General features: G+C 41.1%; 24 protein-coding genes. 17 read left to right on the top strand and 7 right to left on the bottom strand.

The features are described from left to right. Positions 1-3: 3 nt before the first annotated feature. Positions 4-1,392: a sensor histidine kinase gene (locus Q1K78_RS08880; RefSeq protein ID WP_300177024.1), complete on the top strand. Its 1,389-nt coding sequence runs from the start codon at positions 4-6 to the stop codon at positions 1,390-1,392. Between the two features lie 127 nt (positions 1,393-1,519). Here Q1K78_RS08880 and Q1K78_RS08875 read toward each other — a convergent pair whose 3' ends face one another. Both Q1K78_RS08875 and Q1K78_RS08870 read right to left on the bottom strand, forming a co-directional pair. Then, the gene (locus Q1K78_RS08875; RefSeq protein WP_300177022.1) at positions 1,520-3,973 is read right to left on the bottom strand and encodes a molybdopterin guanine dinucleotide-containing S/N-oxide reductase; all 2,454 of its coding nucleotides are present in this window, start codon (positions 3,971-3,973) and stop codon (positions 1,520-1,522) included. A 10-nt stretch (positions 3,974-3,983) separates the two neighbouring features. After that, positions 3,984-5,075, bottom strand: coding sequence for a NapC/NirT family cytochrome c (locus Q1K78_RS08870; RefSeq protein ID WP_300177019.1), 1,092 nt, complete (start codon positions 5,073-5,075; stop codon positions 3,984-3,986). A gap of 328 nt (positions 5,076-5,403) precedes the next feature. Between Q1K78_RS08870 and Q1K78_RS08865 the strand changes: the two genes are divergently transcribed. The 16 genes from Q1K78_RS08865 (at position 5,404) to Q1K78_RS08790 (ending at position 19,169) form a co-directional block, all read left to right on the top strand. Beyond that, positions 5,404-7,506: a TonB-dependent siderophore receptor gene (locus Q1K78_RS08865; protein ID WP_300177016.1), complete on the top strand. Its 2,103-nt coding sequence runs from the start codon at positions 5,404-5,406 to the stop codon at positions 7,504-7,506. Between the two features lie 110 nt (positions 7,507-7,616). Continuing rightward, positions 7,617-8,384, top strand: coding sequence for a DUF3450 domain-containing protein (locus Q1K78_RS08860; protein WP_300177012.1), 768 nt, complete (start codon positions 7,617-7,619; stop codon positions 8,382-8,384). A 1-nt stretch (position 8,385) separates the two neighbouring features. After that, positions 8,386-9,741, top strand: a complete 1,356-nt coding sequence (locus Q1K78_RS08855; RefSeq protein ID WP_300177009.1) for a MotA/TolQ/ExbB proton channel family protein — start codon at positions 8,386-8,388, stop codon at positions 9,739-9,741. Continuing rightward, on the top strand, positions 9,741-10,250 hold the full coding sequence (locus Q1K78_RS08850) for a MotA/TolQ/ExbB proton channel family protein (RefSeq protein ID WP_300177006.1): 510 nt from the start codon (positions 9,741-9,743) through the stop codon (positions 10,248-10,250). Before Q1K78_RS08855 ends, Q1K78_RS08850 begins: the two co-directional genes overlap by 1 nt. After that, positions 10,247-10,651, top strand: coding sequence for a biopolymer transporter ExbD (locus Q1K78_RS08845; protein ID WP_017021643.1), 405 nt, complete (start codon positions 10,247-10,249; stop codon positions 10,649-10,651). Before Q1K78_RS08850 ends, Q1K78_RS08845 begins: the two co-directional genes overlap by 4 nt. Next, positions 10,651-11,271: an energy transducer TonB gene (locus Q1K78_RS08840; protein ID WP_065592692.1), complete on the top strand. Its 621-nt coding sequence runs from the start codon at positions 10,651-10,653 to the stop codon at positions 11,269-11,271. Before Q1K78_RS08845 ends, Q1K78_RS08840 begins: the two co-directional genes overlap by 1 nt. Beyond that, on the top strand, positions 11,268-12,470 hold the full coding sequence (locus Q1K78_RS08835; protein ID WP_300176999.1) for a hypothetical protein: 1,203 nt from the start codon (positions 11,268-11,270) through the stop codon (positions 12,468-12,470). Before Q1K78_RS08840 ends, Q1K78_RS08835 begins: the two co-directional genes overlap by 4 nt. Positions 12,471-12,629: 159 nt before the next feature. Beyond that, positions 12,630-13,274, top strand: coding sequence for a PepSY-associated TM helix domain-containing protein (locus tag Q1K78_RS08830; RefSeq protein WP_300177157.1), 645 nt, complete (start codon positions 12,630-12,632; stop codon positions 13,272-13,274). 74 nt (positions 13,275-13,348) lie between these two features. Next, positions 13,349-13,831 carry a DUF2271 domain-containing protein gene (locus tag Q1K78_RS08825; RefSeq protein WP_300177155.1) on the top strand — a complete coding sequence of 161 codons (483 nt, stop codon included), beginning with the start codon at positions 13,349-13,351 and terminating at the stop codon, positions 13,829-13,831. Positions 13,832-13,920: 89 nt separating this feature from the next. Further along, positions 13,921-14,712, top strand: coding sequence for a DUF4198 domain-containing protein (locus Q1K78_RS08820; RefSeq protein WP_300177152.1), 792 nt, complete (start codon positions 13,921-13,923; stop codon positions 14,710-14,712). Positions 14,713-14,769: 57 nt separating this feature from the next. Next, a complete protein-coding gene (locus tag Q1K78_RS08815; protein WP_300176996.1) occupies positions 14,770-15,087 on the top strand; it encodes a hypothetical protein in 318 nt (105 codons plus the stop codon). Continuing rightward, on the top strand, positions 15,084-15,647 hold the full coding sequence (locus Q1K78_RS08810; RefSeq protein WP_300176993.1) for a hypothetical protein: 564 nt from the start codon (positions 15,084-15,086) through the stop codon (positions 15,645-15,647). Before Q1K78_RS08815 ends, Q1K78_RS08810 begins: the two co-directional genes overlap by 4 nt. A gap of 25 nt (positions 15,648-15,672) precedes the next feature. Further along, on the top strand, positions 15,673-16,593 hold the full coding sequence (locus Q1K78_RS08805) for a zinc ABC transporter substrate-binding protein (protein ID WP_300177149.1): 921 nt from the start codon (positions 15,673-15,675) through the stop codon (positions 16,591-16,593). Next, positions 16,593-17,357 (top strand): metal ABC transporter ATP-binding protein, encoded by a 765-nt coding sequence (locus Q1K78_RS08800; RefSeq protein ID WP_300176990.1) that lies wholly within the window; start codon positions 16,593-16,595, stop codon positions 17,355-17,357. Before Q1K78_RS08805 ends, Q1K78_RS08800 begins: the two co-directional genes overlap by 1 nt. Then, on the top strand, positions 17,357-18,232 hold the full coding sequence (locus Q1K78_RS08795; protein ID WP_017021653.1) for a metal ABC transporter permease: 876 nt from the start codon (positions 17,357-17,359) through the stop codon (positions 18,230-18,232). The genes Q1K78_RS08800 and Q1K78_RS08795 overlap by 1 nt, the downstream gene beginning before the upstream one ends. Positions 18,233-18,284: 52 nt before the next feature. Beyond that, complete coding sequence (locus tag Q1K78_RS08790; RefSeq protein ID WP_300176982.1) at positions 18,285-19,169, top strand: zinc ABC transporter substrate-binding protein; 885 nt, start codon at positions 18,285-18,287, stop codon at positions 19,167-19,169. Positions 19,170-19,289: 120 nt separating this feature from the next. Here Q1K78_RS08790 and Q1K78_RS08785 read toward each other — a convergent pair whose 3' ends face one another. From Q1K78_RS08785 to Q1K78_RS08765, 5 genes are all read right to left on the bottom strand, one after another. Further along, positions 19,290-19,769, bottom strand: a complete 480-nt coding sequence (locus tag Q1K78_RS08785; RefSeq protein WP_300176979.1) for a transcriptional regulator — start codon at positions 19,767-19,769, stop codon at positions 19,290-19,292. Between the two features lie 85 nt (positions 19,770-19,854). Continuing rightward, positions 19,855-20,241: a CBS domain-containing protein gene (locus tag Q1K78_RS08780; RefSeq protein WP_300176976.1), complete on the bottom strand. Its 387-nt coding sequence runs from the start codon at positions 20,239-20,241 to the stop codon at positions 19,855-19,857. Continuing rightward, positions 20,238-20,588, bottom strand: coding sequence for a P-II family nitrogen regulator (locus tag Q1K78_RS08775; RefSeq protein WP_300176973.1), 351 nt, complete (start codon positions 20,586-20,588; stop codon positions 20,238-20,240). The genes Q1K78_RS08780 and Q1K78_RS08775 overlap by 4 nt, the downstream gene beginning before the upstream one ends. A gap of 19 nt (positions 20,589-20,607) precedes the next feature. Continuing rightward, positions 20,608-21,402 (bottom strand): DUF1538 domain-containing protein, encoded by a 795-nt coding sequence (locus tag Q1K78_RS08770; protein WP_300176970.1) that lies wholly within the window; start codon positions 21,400-21,402, stop codon positions 20,608-20,610. After that, entirely contained in the window at positions 21,399-22,133 is a 735-nt protein-coding gene (locus tag Q1K78_RS08765; protein ID WP_300176967.1) for a DUF1538 domain-containing protein, read from the bottom strand. The genes Q1K78_RS08770 and Q1K78_RS08765 overlap by 4 nt, the downstream gene beginning before the upstream one ends. Positions 22,134-22,229 lie beyond the last annotated feature (96 nt).

Here is a 22,229-nt window from a genome sequence, read left to right as displayed (position 1 = left end):
TGAATGAAAATGCTTCGTTGGTTCAGCTCTTGCCCTCCCTTTATACGTAAACATAAGAACGGATTAGCTTTTCGCTTATTTAGCGCATTTGCAGTGAGTTTGTTCCTTATTATCTCACTGCAAAGCTTAGCCGAGATAGCGTTGATGAAATCGATGTTGCGTATTCCATCATCAATCCAAGAAGAGATGTTGGATCTTGCTTATCAAGCCAATGTTCTCATTGATGAAGGGGATATGGATGAATTGGCTGACTGGGCTAATGCTCAAGAATACTATTTGTTTGTACTAGATAAGAACAAGCGCCCTATTACACATAGAGATATGCATCCTCATTTTGAGTTTAAGTTAAAGTATTCACGCCCATTAAATACCCAGCTTGCTAATGAAGTGAATCAACCTATTATTGGGGTCCCATTAAATAATGGATTAACGATAGTGATGCAAATGCCGTATCAATATCATCCTGCTCGTAATTTCTCGTTATATTTTAGTATTATAAAAATTCTGATCTCTGGTGCTATATTAGGATTGTTTTCATGGGTTATTGCTCGTTATTTACAAAAGCCATTAGATAAATTAAGAGAGGTGAGTCATCGTTTATCTAAGGGGGATTTTACAATTAAGGTAGCTGATGAAATAGGCTATTCAGTGCGTGAGTTTAGTGAGTTAGCACATGACTTTGATAATATGACGAGTGAAATACATTCTCTTGCTGAGAAGCAAAAACGTCTGATCCGAGATGTATCTCATGAATTACGAACTCCACTGGCTAGACATAACTTGGCATTGCATTTATTAAGAAAGAGAGCGGATAACGAGCATGTGCATTTGCTTGATCGTTTAGAAAATGAATCGGCAGAAATGAATAACTTGGTTGGCGAGATTTTAGAGTTTAGCCAATTAGAGAACGCGCGTTATTCTACAAAATTAGAATTATTGATATTAGACGGTTATTGTGAAGCTCAAATTACGCAATTACGTTCAGATTTAAAACCGAATCAAATCTTAGAAACACGATTTTCACTTGGGACAGATGCTGTGATGGTTGACTGCCGTCTTTTAGTTCGTTGTGTTAATAACCTCATTAGCAATGCGATTAAATACGCGGGCGATAATGCGACTATTCGATTATTGATCACCCGTTATCAAGAGAATGAACTGCATTATATTGCGGTTATTGTTGAAGATGATGGATTTGGTATTCCTGAGCATCAACTGAACGATATTTTTGCGCCATTTGCTCGCTTAGAGTCAGCCAGAGATAAGCAATCAGGGGGCTATGGGTTAGGACTCGCGATTGTAAAAGAAGCAATGTCAGTCATGAAGGGGAAAGTGAAGGCTGAGAATCGAAAAGAGGGCGGTCTGAGGATCTCACTGTTGTTTCCTGTTTAGTTCTTACCTAGATTCGTATTATTTAGAATTGCAGCAATGGTTATAAGAAATATTAAAGCGAAGATAAAAATAAACCCGAGCACATTACATGCTCGGGTTTGTTGTTTATGTTATGAACTAAATCATATTAGCCATTCATTGGTGGCGTGAACGCTGTTAATGTTGGAGCAACACCAGTGAATTTTTCAATTTTCACGACACCAGAGTTACCACAGTTACCATTGGCTAAACGAGACGTTGGAATATCCATTGTCAGCACGTTTGGCCCACCATTTTTACACATACCCGTCTTAGGATCTAAATCAGGCCATGCACCTTCATGGATACAGACGCTGCCTTTTTTGATGCCATCAGAAACAAAAGCACCAACCAGAACCTGCCCACGTTGGTTATAAGCACGAACTAAATCGCCATCTTTAATACCACGTGCTTTTGCATCTTCTGGGTGAATCGTAATAGGCTCACGGTTTTGTACTGCGTATTCTTTACGAAGATCGGCATAGTTAAATTGGCTGTGCAAACGGTGTGCTGAGTGCGATGTCATTAACTGTAGTTCGCCATCAGTGTAGTTAAACATCCACTCTGTTGGCTCTATCCACATTGGGTGTGGAGGGCAATCATCCAGTTTGTAACTTTCGATGGTTTTAGAGAAGATCTCAATCTTACCACTTGGAGTACCGAGTGGGTTCATGATTGGATCTTGACGGAAATCACTAAAGCGAATGAACTCTGCGTTCTTCGCGTTCCACTTCATTTCAATAAGCTTGTTCGCTTCCCAGAACTTAGAGAAATTCATCATAGGTACGCGCGCGTTACGACCGCCTTTTTGTGCTGTTTTATAGAAATCACGAAGCCATTCCATCTCCGTTTTGTTTTCCATATACACATTTCGGCCACCTGGTTTTAGGTGTTCGGCCATATCAGCGAACACATCTAAATCACTGCGTGCTTCATGTTGAGGCTCAACCGCTTGCTTCATCGGAACAAGGTGTTGGTTAGAATAATCACCCGTCATCGTCATATCATTACGCTCAAATGAGGTGGTGATTGGCAGAACGATATCCGCATGCTTAGCTGCTGCTGTCCAATATGGTTCTGAAATAACGATCAGTTCAGGTTTTTGCCACGCTTTGATTAAACGGTTCGTGTCTTGGTGATGCGTAAAGTTTGCACCACCCGCCCACCAGATCATTTTTAGTTCAGGGAAGGTTAGCGTATGACCATTGTGTTGATACTCTGTTCCCGGATTTTCTAAACATTCAACAATGCGAGCGACAGGGAAAGCGGTCACTGAACCTTGAACAGCCCAGTCATTACCGCCTGCTGAACTTGCACCTAGTGATGGAGACATTGCTGGTAGTACACCTGCGTCACGTGTTGGGTTACCGCCATTTGAGTAATGGTATGAATAACCAAAACCACCGCCCGGTAGACCAACTTGACCAAGCATTGAAGCAAGAACGGTAAGCATCCAATGACGTTGCTCACCGTATTGCTGACGTTGCATACCCCAACCAGCCATTAGCATGGTGCGGTTTTCTTTGAAGATCTTAGCCAGTAGTTCCATCTGTTTTGCAGGAACGCCACAGATCGCTTCTGCCCATTGTGGGGTTTTCTCGATGCCGTCTTCTTTACCCATTAGGTAGGCTTCAAACTGCTCAAAGCCTACGGTATATTTAGTAAGGAATTCCGTGTCGTGTTGTTGTGTTTTGATTAACTGGTAAGCAATACCCATCATCATAGCGACATCAGATTGCGGGTTAGGCGCAATCCATTGAGCGTTATCACCAAAGAATTCAGCCGTTTCTGAACGCATAGGGTCAATAATAATAACCGTTTTGCCTGATTTCTTCAGTTGGTGGAAAAACTCAAGACCTTGACCATCGGTTGAAGACCATGCGATTTTCAAGGTGTTAATTGGGTTCAATCCCCATAACACAACCACTTCACTGCTTTCTAAGATCACAGGGTAAGTCGTTTGTTGTTCGTATACTTCAATAGAGCCAACCACGTGTGGCATGATAACTTGAGCAGCACCTGTTGAGTAATCACCTAAGTGTCCTGCATAACCACCAGACATGCTCATGTAACGTTGAAGTAGTGTTTGAGCTTTATGTAACACACCACTTGAACGCCAACCGTAAGAGCCTGCAAAGATCGATTCTGGACCGTAGCTTTCACGAATGCGCATATGTTGTTCGTGGATTAGCTTGTAAGCATCATCCCATGACACTTGAATAAATTCATCACTGCCACGTAGGCCTTGAGGGTTACTTGGGTTTTCTAAATAGCCTTTACGAACCATTGGGTATTTAACACGTGCTTTGGTGTAAACCTGTGATGGTCCTGTTTGTTGTAGGCTGTTTGGTACCGTTTGCGCTAATCCACTTTTGGTTGAGATAAGCTGACCATCTTTGACTTCACAAAGTAATGGACCCATACGACCCGCAGTTAGAATTAATGAATCTGTACGACCAAGCGTAGAGGCGTTCACAGATAACGGAGCGATTGACGTGATCGCTAATGCACCCGCTGATGCACCTGCGCCTTTTAAAAAGCCGCGACGAGTAATAGTAGTCATAGTCACTCCCTTATTGATGAGTTGCCACGTCTTTCGCGTGGTTTTGGAAGAATTTAGTTAAGATCTCAAGGTTTAGCTCAGAGATATCAGTACGTGCGCCCATGCTTTTTGCAACAGGACCCCAAGAGTTAACTGTGAAGTGATTTGCCGGAATTTTTGCGTGACAGGTTGCACAGTAGACATTATCTAGCTCTTCTGCGTAATCCCATAATGGTTGATTAGAGGCAAGAACAGGCGCTTCGATTGTGCCTGTTAGCTCGGCAGTGCGCCATTCGTTGCCATAAGCATCAGTGTTTGCGTCACCTAATGTTAGTGCTTTGATGCCCGTATCAGTCAGGCTAGCAATGATAGAACGTTGGCCTTCACCCATGTAGATAACTGATTCTGCGCCCTTCATTTGGTAACCAGAAACGGTAACGGTGCGTTTACCTTCATCATGACTTACGGTAGTTAGCTCAATCGTTGGATTGATTGTTGCTAAGTCAGCCATTTTGATGCTTTCGATAGGATAAACTTTTTCTGCATCAGCTTTAGTATTTTTAGCCATGTCGAAAAGGTGGTCAAAAGCAGACGTATCTAATGTGGCTTGTGGTGCAAAGTGAGCGACGCCTTTGTGACAATCAATACACGTTTGGTTGTTTTCTCTTCCGTAAGCATGCATTTTTTGTGCACTTGCTGATTGGTCGTAAGTTTCCATTGCATCAAAGCTGTGACAAGAACGACAAGTAGCAGAGTCATTTTCACGCATTTGAGCCCAGACAGTTTCAGCCATCGCTAAGCGGTGTTCTTCATACTTTTCGTCAGTGTCAATTTTGCCAGTAACAAACTCGTGATAGATGTCTTTAGACGCTCGAATTTTTGTAATTAAGTAATCAATAGGTTCTTCTGGAATGTGGCAATCAGCACATTCAGCACGGATGCCTTTTTGGTTACTAAAGTGAACAGAACCTTGGTATTCATGTAATGGTTTTTCCATCGTATGACATGAGACACAGAATTCAGTGGTTGATGTGGCGTGGAGCACGGCTTGCGTACCACCAAGAGTTAACCAACCAATGGCAATACCAACGGCTGCGATTAAAGCGATATAACGTTTTTTCATAATATGATCCTTGATATAGCCATATTCTTTGTATGGTCAATCGCGCATACTACCACTTTTGTGTTACTTTTCTATGAATTAAGTGCTATTTATGTCAATAAGTTTAGCTTTGTTCCTAAATCGAGAGTTCTATTAATAAAGCTTCATATAATGGTGTTTCTTGGTATTAACTTAATCTTTATTGGTTGCGCCCTATCTCTTTCTATTTATAAAACTTTACGAATGCAAAGAATGTAAATTTAATACAAATAGAAACGATTATCATTTATATTTCACCTCAGAATTTAATCACCCGTTTTATTAATGAAAGATTTGGAGGTAATGGAATATGTTTTCTAAAAGTCAGTTGGCTCTTGTTATTGGCGCAGTTTTATCTACCCCGCTTGCTTACGCTGAAACAGACGCATCAACTACTGATGAGCACATGGTGGTTACTGGTCGTGATTACGGTTATAAAGCAGACACAAACTCAACATCAATGCGTATGGAAGCAACTCAACTAGAAACTCCTGGGCAAGTAACGGTTATTGATGAGCAAATCATTGATGAGCAACGTGCGAGTACATTAGGTGAAGTGCTGAAGAATGATGCGAGTATTGGTGCCGGTGCTACAACCCGTAATCGTGAGCAATTTACTTTACGTGGTTTTGGGTTAAGTAGTAGTTCTGGTTTCTTACGTGATGGAAAACAGCATTGGTCTCATTATCGTCAACCTATTGAATTATTAGAACGTGTGGAAGTTTTGAAAGGCCCATCAGGTTTATTGTATGGTCAATCAGCTCCTGGTGGTCTCGTCAATATGGTGGCTAAGAAGCCAACGTACGAAACTCAAGTAAATATAAGCCAAGATCTGGGTTCTAATAATAATTCACGAACAACTGCTGATGTAAGTGGTTCATTAAATGATGCCCAAACATTACGTGGTCGTGCCATTGTTTCAAAACAAACTTACAACTCATGGCGTGAATACAGTGATGGAACGGTTCCTTCAACGGAACGTTTTGTTGGCGGATTATTTCTGGATTACGATGTAACAGAAGATGTAACTGTATCGTTGCATTATGACCGTACGATTGATGATGGTAGCGTAGATTCAGGTGCTTACATTAAAGACGGAAAAACCGTTATTGGTGATGACCATATCTGGGATGCTCAGTGGTCAAAAATCGAAAATGATGTTGAGAATATCGGTATCGATGTCGCAGCAAATTTAACTGACACATGGCGCGTTAATGCAAGTTATAACTATCAAGATTTTAATCGTCATGATGTAGAAAGCTTCCCTAAAGAAGAAACGTATAACCCAACTACAGGTACTTATACGCAAGGAGGTAGTGATCGTACTGATAAATGGGTATTCCAAACAGCAAGTATAGATCTTATCGGGGAATTTGATGCATTGGGTGTAAGCCACCAAATGTTATTCGGCAGTAACTGGTTAGGTTACAGTTACGATCGACTAGAGTATTCATTCAACAGTACAACAGCAACGGTTGGTGAACCAGCTGAGGCTCCTGTACGTAATCCAAGTAAAGATCCTCGTGATACAAGTTCTGAATACAATAACTGGGGCTTCTATGCTCAAGATATGATTACGTTTAATGATCAATGGCAAGCACTTGTGGGTGTTCGTTTTGATCGACAAGTTGAAGAGGGTTTAGCTGAAGAGGCCACGTCTCCTAAATTTGCGGTAATTTATCACCCAACAGATACGGGCTCAATTTACGCAACTTATTCAGAAAGCTTTGAAATGCAAGGTGAAGTTTCTGGTAGTGAATATGTAAATGATGGTCAAAAGTTAGATCCATTACGCGGTAAACTATACGAACTAGGTACTAAATGGGAGCTAATGGATAACCAATTGTTCGTATCTGGTGCCGTATTTGATATTACTCAAGAAAATTCAACGATTGATGTTGATTTAGGTAATGGTCAGAAAGAGAAAATGCAATCAGGTGAACGTGTTCACCGTGGTGCAGAATTAGCGCTGCAAGGCTTTATCACTGAGAAATTATCGATGAGTGGTTCTGCAACTTATTTAGATGCTGAATATGCAAAAGATGAAAAATACCAAGGGAATCGTCCTGCGGATGTTCCTGAGTACTCAGCAACAGTCTGGACTCGCTATGCATTCACAAATAATACGGACGCAAACCTAGGTGCGATTTATGTAGGTGAACGTTACGGTGATGCGGCTAATACCTTTAAGAAAGATGGCTACACTCGTTTTGATTTAGGTTTATCTCATACAATTAAGTATGACCAAGATTTAACCTTCGTAGCTCGCTTTAATGTTGAAAACGTGTTGGATACAGATTACCTAGCAGGTGGCGGTTCAACAGGTAAGAATGGCTATGAAACAGATGGTGCACAAAATGTTGTTATTGGTGAAGGCCGAAACTACATGGCGACACTACAAGTTAAATACTAATTTAGCGCATTAAATATAAGGGAGGCTTAGGTCTCCCTTTACTGCGTTTATTTGAAGGCAAATTTTTTAAGAGATAGACCTTAAAAAATAACAGTTAAGAAATAGATAATATGAATATTTTTAAAACCAGTATTGGAATAGCGTTAGCTACCGTGATCACAACCGCTCAAGCCTCTACGCTTGATCAAGCACGATCTATCGAAAATAAATCGAATGCAGCCTCTGCTGTGAGTCAAACAAAAATTGATAAAAGCTCTGAAGCAACATTGGCATATAAAGCAGAGATAGAGCAACTACAAGAAGAAGTAAAGAATCTTGCGGTTTATCGTGATCACCTCACTGGTTTAGTCGATAGTCAACAAAAAGAAATGACCAACTTAAACTCTCAAATTGAAACCATTAAAGACACTCGTCAAGGCGTAGTACCCTTGATGTATAAGATGCTATCTGGCCTTACGGTATTAGTTGAACAAGATAAACCAATCAAGATTGCAGAACGTCAGCAACGCATCGAAAAACTAGAACACATGATGACAAGAGCCGATGTGAGCGATGCAGAAAAATATCGTCGTATTCTCGAAGCGTATCAAATTGAGATGGATTACGGCTCAAAACTAGGCACATACCAAACTCAAATCACGGTTGGAAATGATGAATTAATCGATGCTGATATGTTGCATTTAGGTCGCGTTTCTTTGCTTGCTCGTCGTTTGGATGCTTCACAATACTGGATCTGGAATACCTACCGCAATCAATGGACATTATTGGATTCATCATTTAATGACGACTTAGCTAAAGCTTACTCAGTGGCTTACAAACAAGTCGCGCCGAGTTTATTGGCTTTACCCGTGTCTTTATCACTGAAAGAGGTGAAATAACATGTCAATCAAACCACTTATTTTAGCGATGTCTTTATTCGGATTTTCCCTAAACACGTTAGCGGCAAGTAGCGAATTAGTTCAAGATACAAAGCAAGCAAGCCATGTTCAAAAACAACACAATGCCGAACGTGAAGCTGGCTTTATGCTGACAGAGAAAGAATTTAAAGCACAAAAGAACGCCTTGATTGCTGAGCGTAAAAAACTGCAAAAAGAGAGCGATGAACTGAGTTCTGTATTCAGTAGTAATGAGCAATCACTTGCCACGCTAGAGCAACAATTACATTTAGAAACAGGCAGTTTAGGTGAGTTGTTTGGCGTGGTAAGACAAACGGCAAAAGATCTTAATTCTGAATTAAAAAACTCAGTGACAGGTTCAATTGATGCTAATAATGCACAAGTGATTAATGACATTGTAGAGGCTAAATCATTGCCATCAATGACTCAGTTAACAGGGTTATGGCAAACAATGACTCAACAAGTGCAGGCGAGTTCAGAATTGGCGTTAATGCCGGTGACGGTAATCAATGGGGCAGGGCACCGCTCTGAAATCAATGCTTACCGTTTAGGCAATATGGCGCTTGTTGGTGATGAAGGCTTCCTACGTTGGGATAATAAAAAGAGCGTAGCAACGTATTATTCACAACAGCCAGACCTTGCGCCATCAGTCGCTACATTATCTGATATGCAACAGCAGCAAGTAATGATGATGGCAGTTGATCCATCGCGTGGCATCATGTTAGAGCAACTTGCAAATTCACCAACCCTGAAAGATCGTCTTCAAGCGGGTGGTGTGGTTGGACAAATCATTATTGTTCTATTGGCTATTGGTCTACTTATTTCTTTATTTAATGGCGCAAGGTTACTGGTGATTCGTCAGCAAATTCGTACTCAATTAAAAGATCCTGAGCAAATCGGTAATAACCCTCTAGGCCGTGTGTTATCTGTTTATGATGCAGAGAAAACTCGTTCGGTAGAGGCATTAGAACTTCGCTTATTAGAAACCATTGTTGATGAGCAGCAAGGCTTAGAAAAAGGCCTATCAATGCTTAAACTTCTTGCTGCACTAGCACCGATGTTAGGTCTACTAGGTACAGTTACCGGCATGATCGAAACGTTCCAAGTGATCACGCAATTTGGTAATGGCGATCCTAAAGTGATGGCGGGTGGTATTTCAATGGCTCTTGTGACTACGGTATTAGGCTTAGTTGCGGCGATGCCTCTGTTATTAACTCACAATATTTTGAGCTCTCAAGCGGAAAGTATTCGTACCATTCTTGAAAAACAAGGCTTGAGTTTGGTGGCTGAGCAAGCAGAAAAAGAAACCAATAACACACCAGTAGGAATGGCAGCGTAATGACGGCTTTTCTCTCTCATTTTATGGCACAAGGCGGCCCCATTTTATGGTGGTTAAGCGCAGTTGTTGCCGTGTGTTGGTTATTGGTGGTTGAGCGTGTGTTTTTCTTATTATTTACTTTTCCTGCACAACGAAAAGTATGGTTAGAGAAATGGCAACAGCGAGACGATCACGATTCGTGGTATGCGAAAACGATCCGTGATGGTTGGGTAAGCGAAGCTCACCTTCAATTAAATCAATATCTGAATTTTATCAAAGTTCTTGTGGCAATTTGCCCAATGCTCGGTTTGCTAGGCACAGTAACAGGCATGATCTCTGTATTTGATGTAATGGCAAATCAAGGCAGCAGCCAGCCAAAACTGATGGCGTCTGGTATTTCATTGGCAACATTGCCTACGATGGCAGGAATGGTAGCAGCATTAGCAGGAATGTTTGTTCATGCTCGTTTAGCCAAAGTGTGTCGTCGTAAAGAACATAATTTAGAAAAAGCATTAAGGAGTCAGTCATGAGACTTGGCCGTCGTTCTTCAAATCAAGAAGAAGCACAGATCGATTTAACATCAATGCTCGATATCGTATTTATCATGCTGATATTTTTTATTGTGACTAGCTCATTTGTGCGTGAATCAGGGGTAGAAGTGAATCGCCCTCAAGCAAGCAATGTATCGAGTCAAAAAGACGCGGGTATCTTTGTTGCTATTACGGCTTCAAACGATATTTTCATTGATAAACGCATGGTGGACGCCGAGCGAGTTCAAGCCACATTAGAGCATTTGTTATTAGAACAACCTGATGCATCGTTAGTGATTCAAGCAGATGAGCATGCGTATAACGGTACGGTTGTAAAAGTAATGGATGCGGCTAAAGGTGCAGGAGTTAAAGGCATCGCATTGGCTGCGGAGAAAAACTAATGTGGCGATTATTGTTGGCAGTGCCTATTGCGCTTTCTATGACGGTAGGGTTATTCACGTTTATGGCGTGGATGGTAGACAACGGTCATAACGGCAAACCAGAAAGCAGTGAGACGATCCGCTTTGACATGGTGATGGTTGAGCAAGAACAAGATATTCAGCGCCGTCAACGTCGAGTGCCTGAAAAACCAGAGACACCAGAGCCGCCACCAGAGGCAAAACCAATGGCGTCTCAAACTCAAACTTCAATGGCGACGCCACAAAGTTCAATGCCACCAATGAGCTTGGATTCTGGTATTTCGGGGTTAGCGATAAATGCACCGAGTTTCGCTGATTTTACAGGTAACCAACAAGCGATGCCGTTGTATCGTGTTGAGCCTCGTTATCCATCAAAAGCGATGAAAAGAGGCGCAGAGGGCTTTGTTGTTATGTCATTTACCATTGATGAACAAGGTCGCCCAACTAATGTAAAAGTAACGGATGCTAAACCGCGTCGAATGTTTGAAAGAGAAGCAGTTAAAGCGTTGAAAAAATGGAAATATCAACCAAAAGTAGTCGGTGGGAAAGCCATTGCTCAAGTTGGACAAACGGTGAAATTGGAGTTTACGTTAGCAAAATGATGAAATTAAAATTACATTCTTCTGTTCTTATTCTTAGCTTTGCTTTATTTTTTGCTGGGGCAGTGCAAGCTCAGCAACTTAGCCAATACAATGCGGGTAAAGTACAGCGAGCACTGCAATTACAACAGCAAGAAAAAATGCCCGAAGCAATTGCTGTGTTGGCCGAATTAACCCCTTCTCAGGATTATGATAAAGCCTATATTCAACGTATGTTGGGTGTGTTTCATTGGCAGGCAGGGAGTAGTAAATCGGCCGTTAAATATCTCACTAAAGCGGTAAATAGCCAGCAATTAGCCGATGAGCAAGCATGGATAACGCAACGTATGCTTGCCGATTTATTATTAACAGAGCAGCGCTTTAGTGATGCGTTACCGCATTATTATCAATTAGCGAACTCAGTGCCTGAAAAACAAAAAATAGGCGATTTATGGTTCCGTATTTCTCAAACACATTACCAGTTGGCGCAATGGGAAAAGGTACTTTCTGCATTAAATAAGCATGAACGTGTTGCGATATATAAGAAAAAAAGTGAAAGAAGCCAATCGCTAGTGCTGAAGTTAGGGGCGCAACTACAATTAAAACAATGGAAATCGGCGATCCCTACCTTGAACCGTTTAATTGTACTTGAACCAAATAAAGCGACATGGTGGCAGCAGTTATCAAGTATTCAGCTTCGCTTGGATCAACCTAAAAATGCGTTAGATACCCTTGTTCTTGCAGAGCGACAAGGGATTGAATTGAGTCAATCAGAGTTGAAATTATTGGCTCAACTTTATGCGCAACGCGGTATTCCAGAAAAGGCGGCTTACGTACTTAGTCAGCTAGATGAAGCACAAAGTGATATTGATCTACTGACCATGCAAGCAAGTTATTGGCAAGCAGCAAAAGAGTGGGATAAAGCCACTGTTACTTGGTCAAAGGCTGCAACGCTAGATTCACGTTATTATTGGCAAGTGGCCCAATTGCAGATCCAAGAGGGTCATCATCAACAAGGCTTGAAGACCTTAGATAAGGTTAAGGATTACAAAAAGACAGATGATATTGCATTAGCTAAAGTAAGAGCTTATTACAAGCTAAACCAAATAGATTCAGCCTTACTTTATGCGAAAAGAGCCAATGATTTTACCCCTTCAAATGAAGCGAAAGGGTGGATAAAATATTTATCTCAATTACGAAAGACAGCCAGTAATTCGGTGTAACTTGTATTTAATGCCCTTATCGAATGATGGGGGCTTTTCCATCGCCCATAAAATAGACAGTCAATAATCCACAAACGTAAACAATGTAAATTGAATGTCAACGCAAATCATTATCAATTACATTATCGTCTATTATTCTTACTCGATCCTGTCTTATTCATGCTGCTTAAAAACAAACAAGTACAATTGTGGGCGCGTCGCTTACATGTTTACGTATCAATGGCGCTTCTACTCGTTGTCTTATTTTTCTCGATCACCGGGATCACGCTAAATCGTCCTGATTGGTTTGTTAGTAGTTCTCCAGACATCAAAAACACCACTCTTTCTGTTCCTAACAGTGTGCTTTTTTCTCAAGATGAAAAACAACACATCCTTTGGAATAAACCAAATACCGCTGCTTTGCTTGATTACTTAAATCAACATACCGACCTTTCTGGAACGCCTTCTAATGTCGATATTTTTACCGACGTTGAAGACGGTGAATTAGTCGAGGGTGAATTGTCATTAAACTATAAAGGCCCCGGTTATAACGCGTCTGTTTATATTGATTTAACGACAGGTATAGCAGACATCGAAAGCTCAAATTATGGTGTTGTTGCTTTATTAAATGATTTACACAAAGGACGAAACAGCGGTGAGGTCTGGAAGGCATTCATTGATATTACCGCGCTATTAATGATCTTTTTTGTACTCACCGGCGTGTGCTTAATTTTACCGAAAAAAAGAACACTGATGACATCAATGAAGTGGATGGCATTTGGCTCATCAATCACGCTTGCATTGTATTTTATTGCCGTACCTTAACCCTTTTATCTTGTATCCATAAGGACATCACAATGGCTTCACTCTCTACCTATTTACGTCATTCAATTGCAGCGATGATAGTAACGACGCCTCTTTTGGCTAATTCAGCGGCTATTTCTGAGAGTGCGAAAGTCGATGTTGCTTTTGAGCTTCCGACGATTACGACCACCATGTACGCGCGTCCTTATGTGGCGGTGTGGATTGAAAACAGCGAACGTAAATCAGTAAAAACGATTGAGCTGTGGGTAGGTAAAGATGAGTGGCTAAAAGATCTAAGAAGTTGGTGGCGCAAAGTCGGTCGTTACGATCGTGAATTAGTTGATGCTGTTACTTCTGCAACTCGACCAGCAGGAAAATATAAATTCAGTTGGGATGGAAAAGACGACTCAGGCCAGACGCTACCACAAGGTGACTATACGTTACATATCGAAGTGGTTCGTGAGCACGGTGGTCGTAATTATTTACGCCAAAAAATGAAATTGACCGACACTGATATGTCATACCAACTTGCTCCAACGGAAGAGACTGGCGTAATCACAATCGAATATAAAAATTAATTTAGATGTCCATTTATCAGGGAATTAAACACATTATGAAAACAACATTAATGAACAGTAAGTTCAAAGCGGCAGTATTAACCGGCGTAATGGCAGCAGGTTTATTGGTTGCTACGACTGCGAACGCTCACCCTCGTTGGGTATTGCCTTCTCATTTTACGGTTTCTAAAGAAGGCGGTGATTGGCTTACGTTTGATGTTACCGCTTCACACGGTACGTTTGTATTTGATAAACCGGCAGGCAGTGATCAAGCACAAGTAGTGATGCCTGATGGTCGTACTGAGCGTCCAAACTTTGTCGTTAAAGGCAAACGTCGTTCAATGTTTGACTTCTATTTTGAAGAAGAAGGTACACATAAAGTTCGTATCAATAATGAACCTACTTACTATACCCAATATAAAGCGGGTCGTCGTGATACGGTGAAATGGATTAAAGCAACCAAGGCAGATCGTGCGTTAGTACTTCCAGAAAAAGCGCGAGATGTGGTAAGCCAAGTGAGTTTCACTCGTGCTGAAAGTTACGTGACAGTAGGTAAGCCAACAACAGAAGCGATGAAGCTTGATAATACCTTGTTAGAACTTAAGCCATTAACACACCCGTCAGACATTCTTGAAGGTGAATCCGTTACTTTTCAGTTCTTCTTTAATGGTAAACCTCAAGCAGGTGTAACGGCGGATATTACTCGTGAAGGAACGCTATACCGTAATCATCAAGAGCAAATAGACGTAGTGAGTGATAAAGAGGGAAAAATCACTTTTACTCCTGAAACTGCGGGTCGTTACCTGATGAAATCAAATTACAAAGGTGAGCTGAAAGACCACCCACTTGCAGAACAAGCAAGTGTAAATGTTCACTTAACGTTTGAAGCACTACTTCAATAATGCAGTTAGCACCACTTTCCGTAAAGGTGGGTGGTGCTTTTTTATCGAGATTTATTCATGACTAAAGTAAACCTGAAAACCCTTTTTGTATCTTCTCTTCTTTTTTCTTCTGCGAGTTTTGCGCATTTTCCTTTAATGAGCTGTTGGTTTGAATCGAATCAAGTGCTGTGCGAAACAGGCTACAGTGATGGCAGCAAAGCCGTTGATTATGATGTGAATATGTACGATTACGATGACAACCTGATTGCAAAAGTCACCACAGATAAACGTTCAATTGCGGAATTTACGAATCCTGAAACAGACTTTTATTTGGTGTTTGATTCTGGACATGAAAGCCCTGTTGAAGTCGATGTTGTCGAGATCTCAGAGAAATGATTATTCAATCTGTCACTCCAGATAATGGAAGCGCAGAAGGCAAATGGATCGCACTCATTATTGGGTGCATTTTGCTTATTGCGGTGGTCGGGTTGCCATATCATCAATCGAACGATGAAGGCGTAAAGCTTGAATCACACCAAGTGCTTATCACCGATTTAGCGCAAGACGATTTAGCTATGATTGCTGAGCTACGTTTAGCTTATGAAGAAATTTACGATATTCAGGCTGAATCAACAGAAGAAAACACATGGCCAGATATTGCTTACCTAGCGGATGAATGGTTGCCTCCTTTTGTGCAAGACCAAAGCTGGGAGCGTCGCGGAAAGCACCAATGGCAGCATTTAGGTTCTGGAATTTATCTGGGTTTAAAAGTGAAAAAAGAAGGCGCTGCGTCATTCATTTTTAATGTGAAAGGCGATGATATTGAGCTTTGGCTGCACCCTGAATTGATGTCGACCTCTATCTCCTCTGATTCAATCTCTTGGAATGAAAGCGAACTCATTCAACAGCACTGGATGCAAATAGTCTTTCCTGCTCATGATACTCATTTAAATTGATACCAATAAAAGATAAATAATAATGATGAAATCTATTTTATACGTACGTTTTTTTGTTCTGCTTAGCTTACTCTCTTTGTTTTCTGCGTCGGCGATGTCGGCAACAAAACCTTTGGTGATTGGTATTACCTTACAGCCTTATTACAGTTATGTGAAAGCGGTCGTGGGTGACAAAGCAGAAATTCTTCCTTTGGTTGATGCTGGGTTTAATCCGCACAATTATTTACCTCAACCAAACGATTTAAAACGTTTAAATAAAATGGATGTGATTGTTGTTAATGGCATTGGCCATGATGACTTTGCGTTAAAAGTAATTTCGGCAGCAAACAACAGCGAATTAATGGTATTAGAAGCCAATAAAGACGTTCCGTTGTTGCCAGCAATAGGGCAATCGGTAGGTAAAGGGGCTGTGAACCCACACACATTTGTTGGTCTATCTACAACAATTCAAAAGGTTTACACCATTGCCAATGAACTATCTCGAATTGATCCTGAAAATGCCTCGTTCTACCGTAAAAATGCACGTACATACGCAAAAAAATTCCGATTAATGAAGCGTGATGCCATGCTCTCTCTAGGTGAATTAGATACCGCAGGAATGAAGGTAGCAACAACGCACAATGCGTATGGTTATATTCTTCAAGAGTTTGGTGTGGATGTGGCAGCAGTCATTGAACCCGCTCACGGCGTAGAGCCAAGTGCGAGCCAACTGCAAGGCACGATTGAAAAGATCCGTGAATCTGACATTGATGTTTTATTTTATGAATTGAACATGCCAAACCGTTTTGTCGACACAATCGAAGAGGCGACTGGTGTTCAGCTGTATCGTTTTTCGCACATGACGCATGGCCCTTATGAAGACAATAAAGTTGAAATCGAGATGAAATCAAATTTAGACACCTTAATCGAAGCCATGAAATTTGCTGCAGATAAGGACGCTAAATAATGTCAGGACCAGCAATTTCGTTAATCAATGTTGGGTTAACTTATGGGGAAAATACCATTCTAGAGGGCGTGAACCAACGCTTTGAAGCCGGTCAATGCCATGTGGTGATGGGGCCTAATGGCGGTGGTAAAACCTCGTTATTGCGTTCAATTTTAGGATTAACCGCGTTTCAGGGTGAAATTAATATTGAGTGGCCAGAGCAGAAAGGGGTGATTGGTTATGTGCCACAAAAAGCCGTTTTTGAATCTAGCTTGCCACTAACGGTGAAAGATTTCATTTTATTGAATCAAACGCGAGTGCCTTTATTTTTAAGTGCGTTATGGCGCAAGAAAAGCAGCCAAGAAGCATTTGCAATGGCACAGTTAGAGCGCGTTGGAATGTCTAACCGTGCCGATCGCCGCATGGGTCAACTTTCTGGTGGCGAGCAACAACGCGTGTTATTCGCACAAGCGCTATTGGATAATCCTGATCTACTTGTTCTTGATGAACCAACCACAGGAATGGATGAACACGGGGTTCGCTATCTTGAATCCTTAATGCATGAATTTATCGCGCAAGGTAAAACCGTATTAGCTGTTCATCATGATGTCACCGCTGTTCGTCGCCTTAAAGCACATGTGCATGTTATTAATCGTAATTTGGTTGATTCTGGTTGTTATTTAGAAGTATTAAAACCTGAGAAAATTGAGCGATTATTCAATCATTATACGGGGGCAAGTGCTCAGTACGATGCATCAAAAACTAATAATGGAGAGGCTGCATAATGGAACTGTTTCGTCAGTGGGCGTTATATGGCGTCGAACAAGGCTTTTTAAGTGACAGTTTTTCATATGCATTTATGGTTAATGCTATTGTTGCTGCTATCCTTTTAGGACCATTGTTAGGTGGATTGGGGACGTTAGTGATTGCAAAGCGTTTGGCCTTTTTCTCTGAAGCCGTTGGTCACGCCGCCTTAACAGGTATCGCGTTAGGCGTGTTATTGGGAGAGCCCGCAGAGAATCCAATTATCGGCTTATTTAGTTTCTGCATGATCTTTGCTTTGTTACTGCATTTTGTGAGAAACCGCACCAATGTGCCTTACGATACGTTAGTTGGGGTGTTCCTTGCCTTGGCATTGGCTGTGGGTGCAGCATTACTGATGTACGTAGCACGTAAAATTAATATTCACATGCTAGAGAACGTATTGTTTGGTTCTATCTTAACGGTGACGGACCAAGACATTGCGATTCTAGCAGGCAGTTGCTTATTGATTGTGGTGGTATTAATTCCGACGTTTAATCGTATTTTATTAACTTGTATTAGCCCTGATATTGCCAGAGTTCGTGGCTACAAAACCAATTTTTATGACTACTTATTTGTCATGATGATTACCCTTGTAACAATTGCATCGGTAAAAATTGTCGGTGCGGTTTTAGTTGGTGCACTATTGCTCATACCTGGTGCGACGGCTCGATTGTTAACTAAGAACATGGGTAGTTTTGTCTTGATGTCTGCGTTATTAGCGACAATATCGTGCTTGATTGGCACCGTATTACCAATGGAATTAGAGCTGCCAGTGCCTTCTGGGGCAGCAATTATTATTGTTTCAGCTTTCTTCTTTTTACTTGCGACCACCTACCGAATTATTCGTAAGAATTAACAGAGTAGAACTCAATAATAATCGAAGAATATGGGTATAGATAGGATAAGAAATGAAACAGAATTTAATGAAATGGATAGCGGTTGTTAGTGTATGTACAGCATCTCTATTTAACATGAAAGTAGTAATGGCTGCAGATGTATTAACGGCAACCCCTGTGACGTATATGCTATCAAGCGAGCTATTAAAAGAGACGTCATTAACGACAGAATATTTACCACCAAATCGTTATGGGATTGAGCGTTTACCCAATTGGTTTGCCAATAAAGGGGTGAAAACCGTTCAAGATTCAGCAAAAACAGCCCAAGCGGTTGTTACGATTGGTGCGATATGGGCTGATGATCCTTTGTATGTGAACGCAAGATACAGCAATATTCAGATTGTTGAAGTCGATGCCTCTCAAGCAATCACTCCTCGCGCACAAGGTGTGGCAGCGTTACGTTTATCTGATGGAACGACCTCAAAATACGCATGGTTAAACCCAACAAATTTAATCAGAATGGTCGCGATTGTGAGTGATGATTTTCAACGTATTTGGCCTGATAAATCAGAGCAGATCCAAAAAAACCAAGAGCAGTTTATGTTGTCGGTACGTCAATTAATCAACCAGCAGCAAAAAGTGATTTTAGAGAATGATATCGACTCGGTTATTTTGTTGTCTGAGCAGTTAGAAGACTTTGCCTCTGGCAATCAATTGTTTGTGGTTGACCGTTTAACAAAACCTGCTCTTGAGTGGACTGAAGATGACAAAAAAAAACTACAAGAATTACTTAAAGAAGACGATTCAGTTTGGATAATCACAACTCAAAAACCAAATAAACAAATGCAAGTATTGCTGCCAATGGATCGCGTATTGGTTGTCGATGCGGTTGATCGTTGGGGTAGAGCAGGGATAAACATCAAAGCGCCATTACAGAGATGGGAATTTGCGTTATAGCTTTATCTAGATTGAGCGAGTTTAGTCTAAAACGAAAAGCAGTAGGGGCTTATTGTTACGATCTAGCACCGACTGCTTTTTTTTATGGTTTTATAACAGTCGTTTTATAAGGTAATACATCTAATGGGGGGGCATTAAATTTGGTGCATTATTGCTATTTAACGATTCATTCCAAGAAAGACTTGCCATTAATTTAACGTGTATTTCAATTAATGAGTGGGCTTTCTCATGCCATGTGGATTGGTCTTGTTGCTGATTACAAAACTCCAGACTGAGTACCGTGAGGTGTTGTAATCGTTTTAAGCACCAATCTTTAATATCAATATCCGTTGCGGGATTAAAGGCGGCCACTTCTAACTTAGCGCTGGCGTATTGTAATGTTTGGTATGCTTTATTCGTATTATGATACTTGGTGTGCTCAAACACTCTTAAACAGCTATCTAACCAACAGGCTATTGCTTTACTTTGATCATCAGTCAATGTTGGCCCCCACACAGAATTAGGCGCAGAGTATAAGAGTGTTTCAAGCATTTCTATTTGGTCATATTGCTTTGCTTCATACCAATTAGAAATCGAGATTAACCAAGTATCTAATGTCATTATGCTGCCTTTATCATTATTATGGTCCTGCATATTAGTGTGGTTCACATTGATGAAATTGCAACACAAAGTCTATTTAGTTGAATTAGATCATCCCATTCAAAACAATATTGTTGTAACTGACCATTCCCACAACGTCACCGTGCTTGATAACGGGTGCTCGACTTATCCCAAAGCGTTCAAATAATCGTGCACAGTATTTTACGCTCATATCAGGAGAGACTGACAGAGCGGGTTTTGTCATGATCTCATAGATATTGGTACGCTCTGTGGGACGATTTTGAGCGAGCACTTTTTTAGCAATATCATTCATTAATACAATGCCGTATTCGTCATCATCATGGCGTTTCTTTACAATCAGTGCTTTTACTTGTTTCTGTTTCGCTAATTGAATGCCTTCGGCAACGGTCATTAAGCCATCAACCATGACGTAGGTATTAGACATGACGTGTTCGACTTTAACTTTGTTCATAATTTATCCTCGACAACTTTAGTTAATGTTTCAACTTGATGTGCAACACCGACGGCGTCTTCAATATCGATTTGAATTGCAATTCCTTGGCCTGATTCGGTATCAAACTCTCCTATTTCGTTAATCGTTTCTAAAATAGAACGAGCTAAATGTTCTTCAACCACAAACAATAAAACATCTTTTTGGACTTCAAGGGTGAGGCCAAAAAAGGTTTTCTTCTTATTCAGTCCTTCACCACGAGCATGATTAATTACGGTCGCTCCTGTTGCTCCGGCATTGCGCGCAGCATCGAGGACCGCATCGGTTTTAGCTTCTTCTACAAAAGCGAGTAATAATTTAAAGCGCATTGGCTTTCTCCTAAATTAATCAATTAATTCGGTCTTCTTGGGATCTAGGTTTTGTTTTGGCTCTATAAGCACTAATTTGTGCATAAGCCATCACTGAAATAATGGGAAACAAACTGGCGAAGGCGATCAATCCAAAGCCATCAATCATAGGGTTTCGGCCGGGGATCGTAGAGGCAAGCCCTAAGCCAAGTGCGGTTACTAAAGGTACGGTGACGGTTGAGGTTGTTACACCGCCAGAATCGTACGCCAATGGGATGATCATTTTAGGGGCATAAAAGGTTTGAATAACAACAATCACATAACCCACCATGATGTAATAATGGATTGGGTCGCCAACAACGATACGATAACTTCCTAATGAGATACCAAAGGCAACACCTAAAGCAACGGCTATTCGTAATCCATTAATACTGATACTGCCACCAGAAACCGCATTGGCTTTGATGGCAACGGCAATGAGGGAAGGCTCAGCAATAGTGGTACTAAAACCAATCGCCGCCGCAAAAATATAGACCCAATAGTAATCGACCCAGTCAAAGGTTTGGATTAATAGATCTTTCCCTTCATAGATAAAATCAGGCGCGGTTAATTGGGTTGCCATCGATTCACCGAGTGGAAACAGCGCGAGTTCTAATCCCATTAAAAAGAGGGATAATCCTAAAATTACGTAGAAAAACCCTAGAATGACTTTAGGTAAATTGGCTATTGGTTTTTTTAATACCGCAAATTGGAAACCAAAAATAATAACGACAATCGGTAATACATCACGAATGGTTGATAAGAAGGTTTCAAAAAATAGAGTTAGACTGTTCATGCTAATACCATCCCATAGAGCATGACAAAAATCATCGGAAGGAGGGAGGCGAAGGCGATTAAACCAAAACCATCAAGCATAGGATTTCGCCCTTTAATGGTAGAAGCAAGACCGACACCAAGAGCGGTAACTAAGGGAACGGTAATGGTAGATGTCGTCACGCCACCAGAGTCATAAGCAATCCCGATGATGTTCTCAGGTGCGAACCATGTAAGTGCGACTACGGTAATATAACCACTGATGATCATGATATGGATTGGCCAACCTTTTAAAATACGTAACACCCCAATCACAATGGCAAAACCAACAGAGAGTGCGACGGTCAAACGTAGCCCGTTGGCATAATCATCCATATCATTTTCTGTATGTGGGATCATTCCTCCTTCGGCGGCGACTTCAGCCGCCTCTGCCGCTACCGCTGTGAGTGCAGGTTCCGCAATAGTCGTTCCAAAACCCAAACAAAAAGAGAACAGTAGTAACCAAGCCACACTGCCTTTTCTGGCAAAGGCTTGTGCCATCGACTCGCCAATAGGGAATAAGCCCATTTCTAGACCGAAGATAAAGAAGGTTAAACCGAACACAACAAGCAGCAAACCAAAGAGAATAGAACCAAGGTTTGGTAGGGGCTCTTGTAATACAACGAGTTGGAAGAAAGCGATGACCAGAATAATAGGCAGGAGATCTCGAAAGCTTCCAAGCATGGCAATTAACATGGCTTTAATGGCGCTCACTTACTCTCCTTGCTATTTGTATCGATATATTATTTATACTGTACTGATAAAAAGAAGAGTGTGAGCTAAGGTAGGTTTTGGTTTATTTTCAAAGAG

The organism is uncultured Aliivibrio sp. (genome assembly GCF_946479765.1).
Taxonomy (GTDB): Bacteria; Pseudomonadota; Gammaproteobacteria; order Enterobacterales; family Vibrionaceae; genus Aliivibrio.
This window is presented reverse-complemented; position numbering and strand designations above follow the sequence as displayed.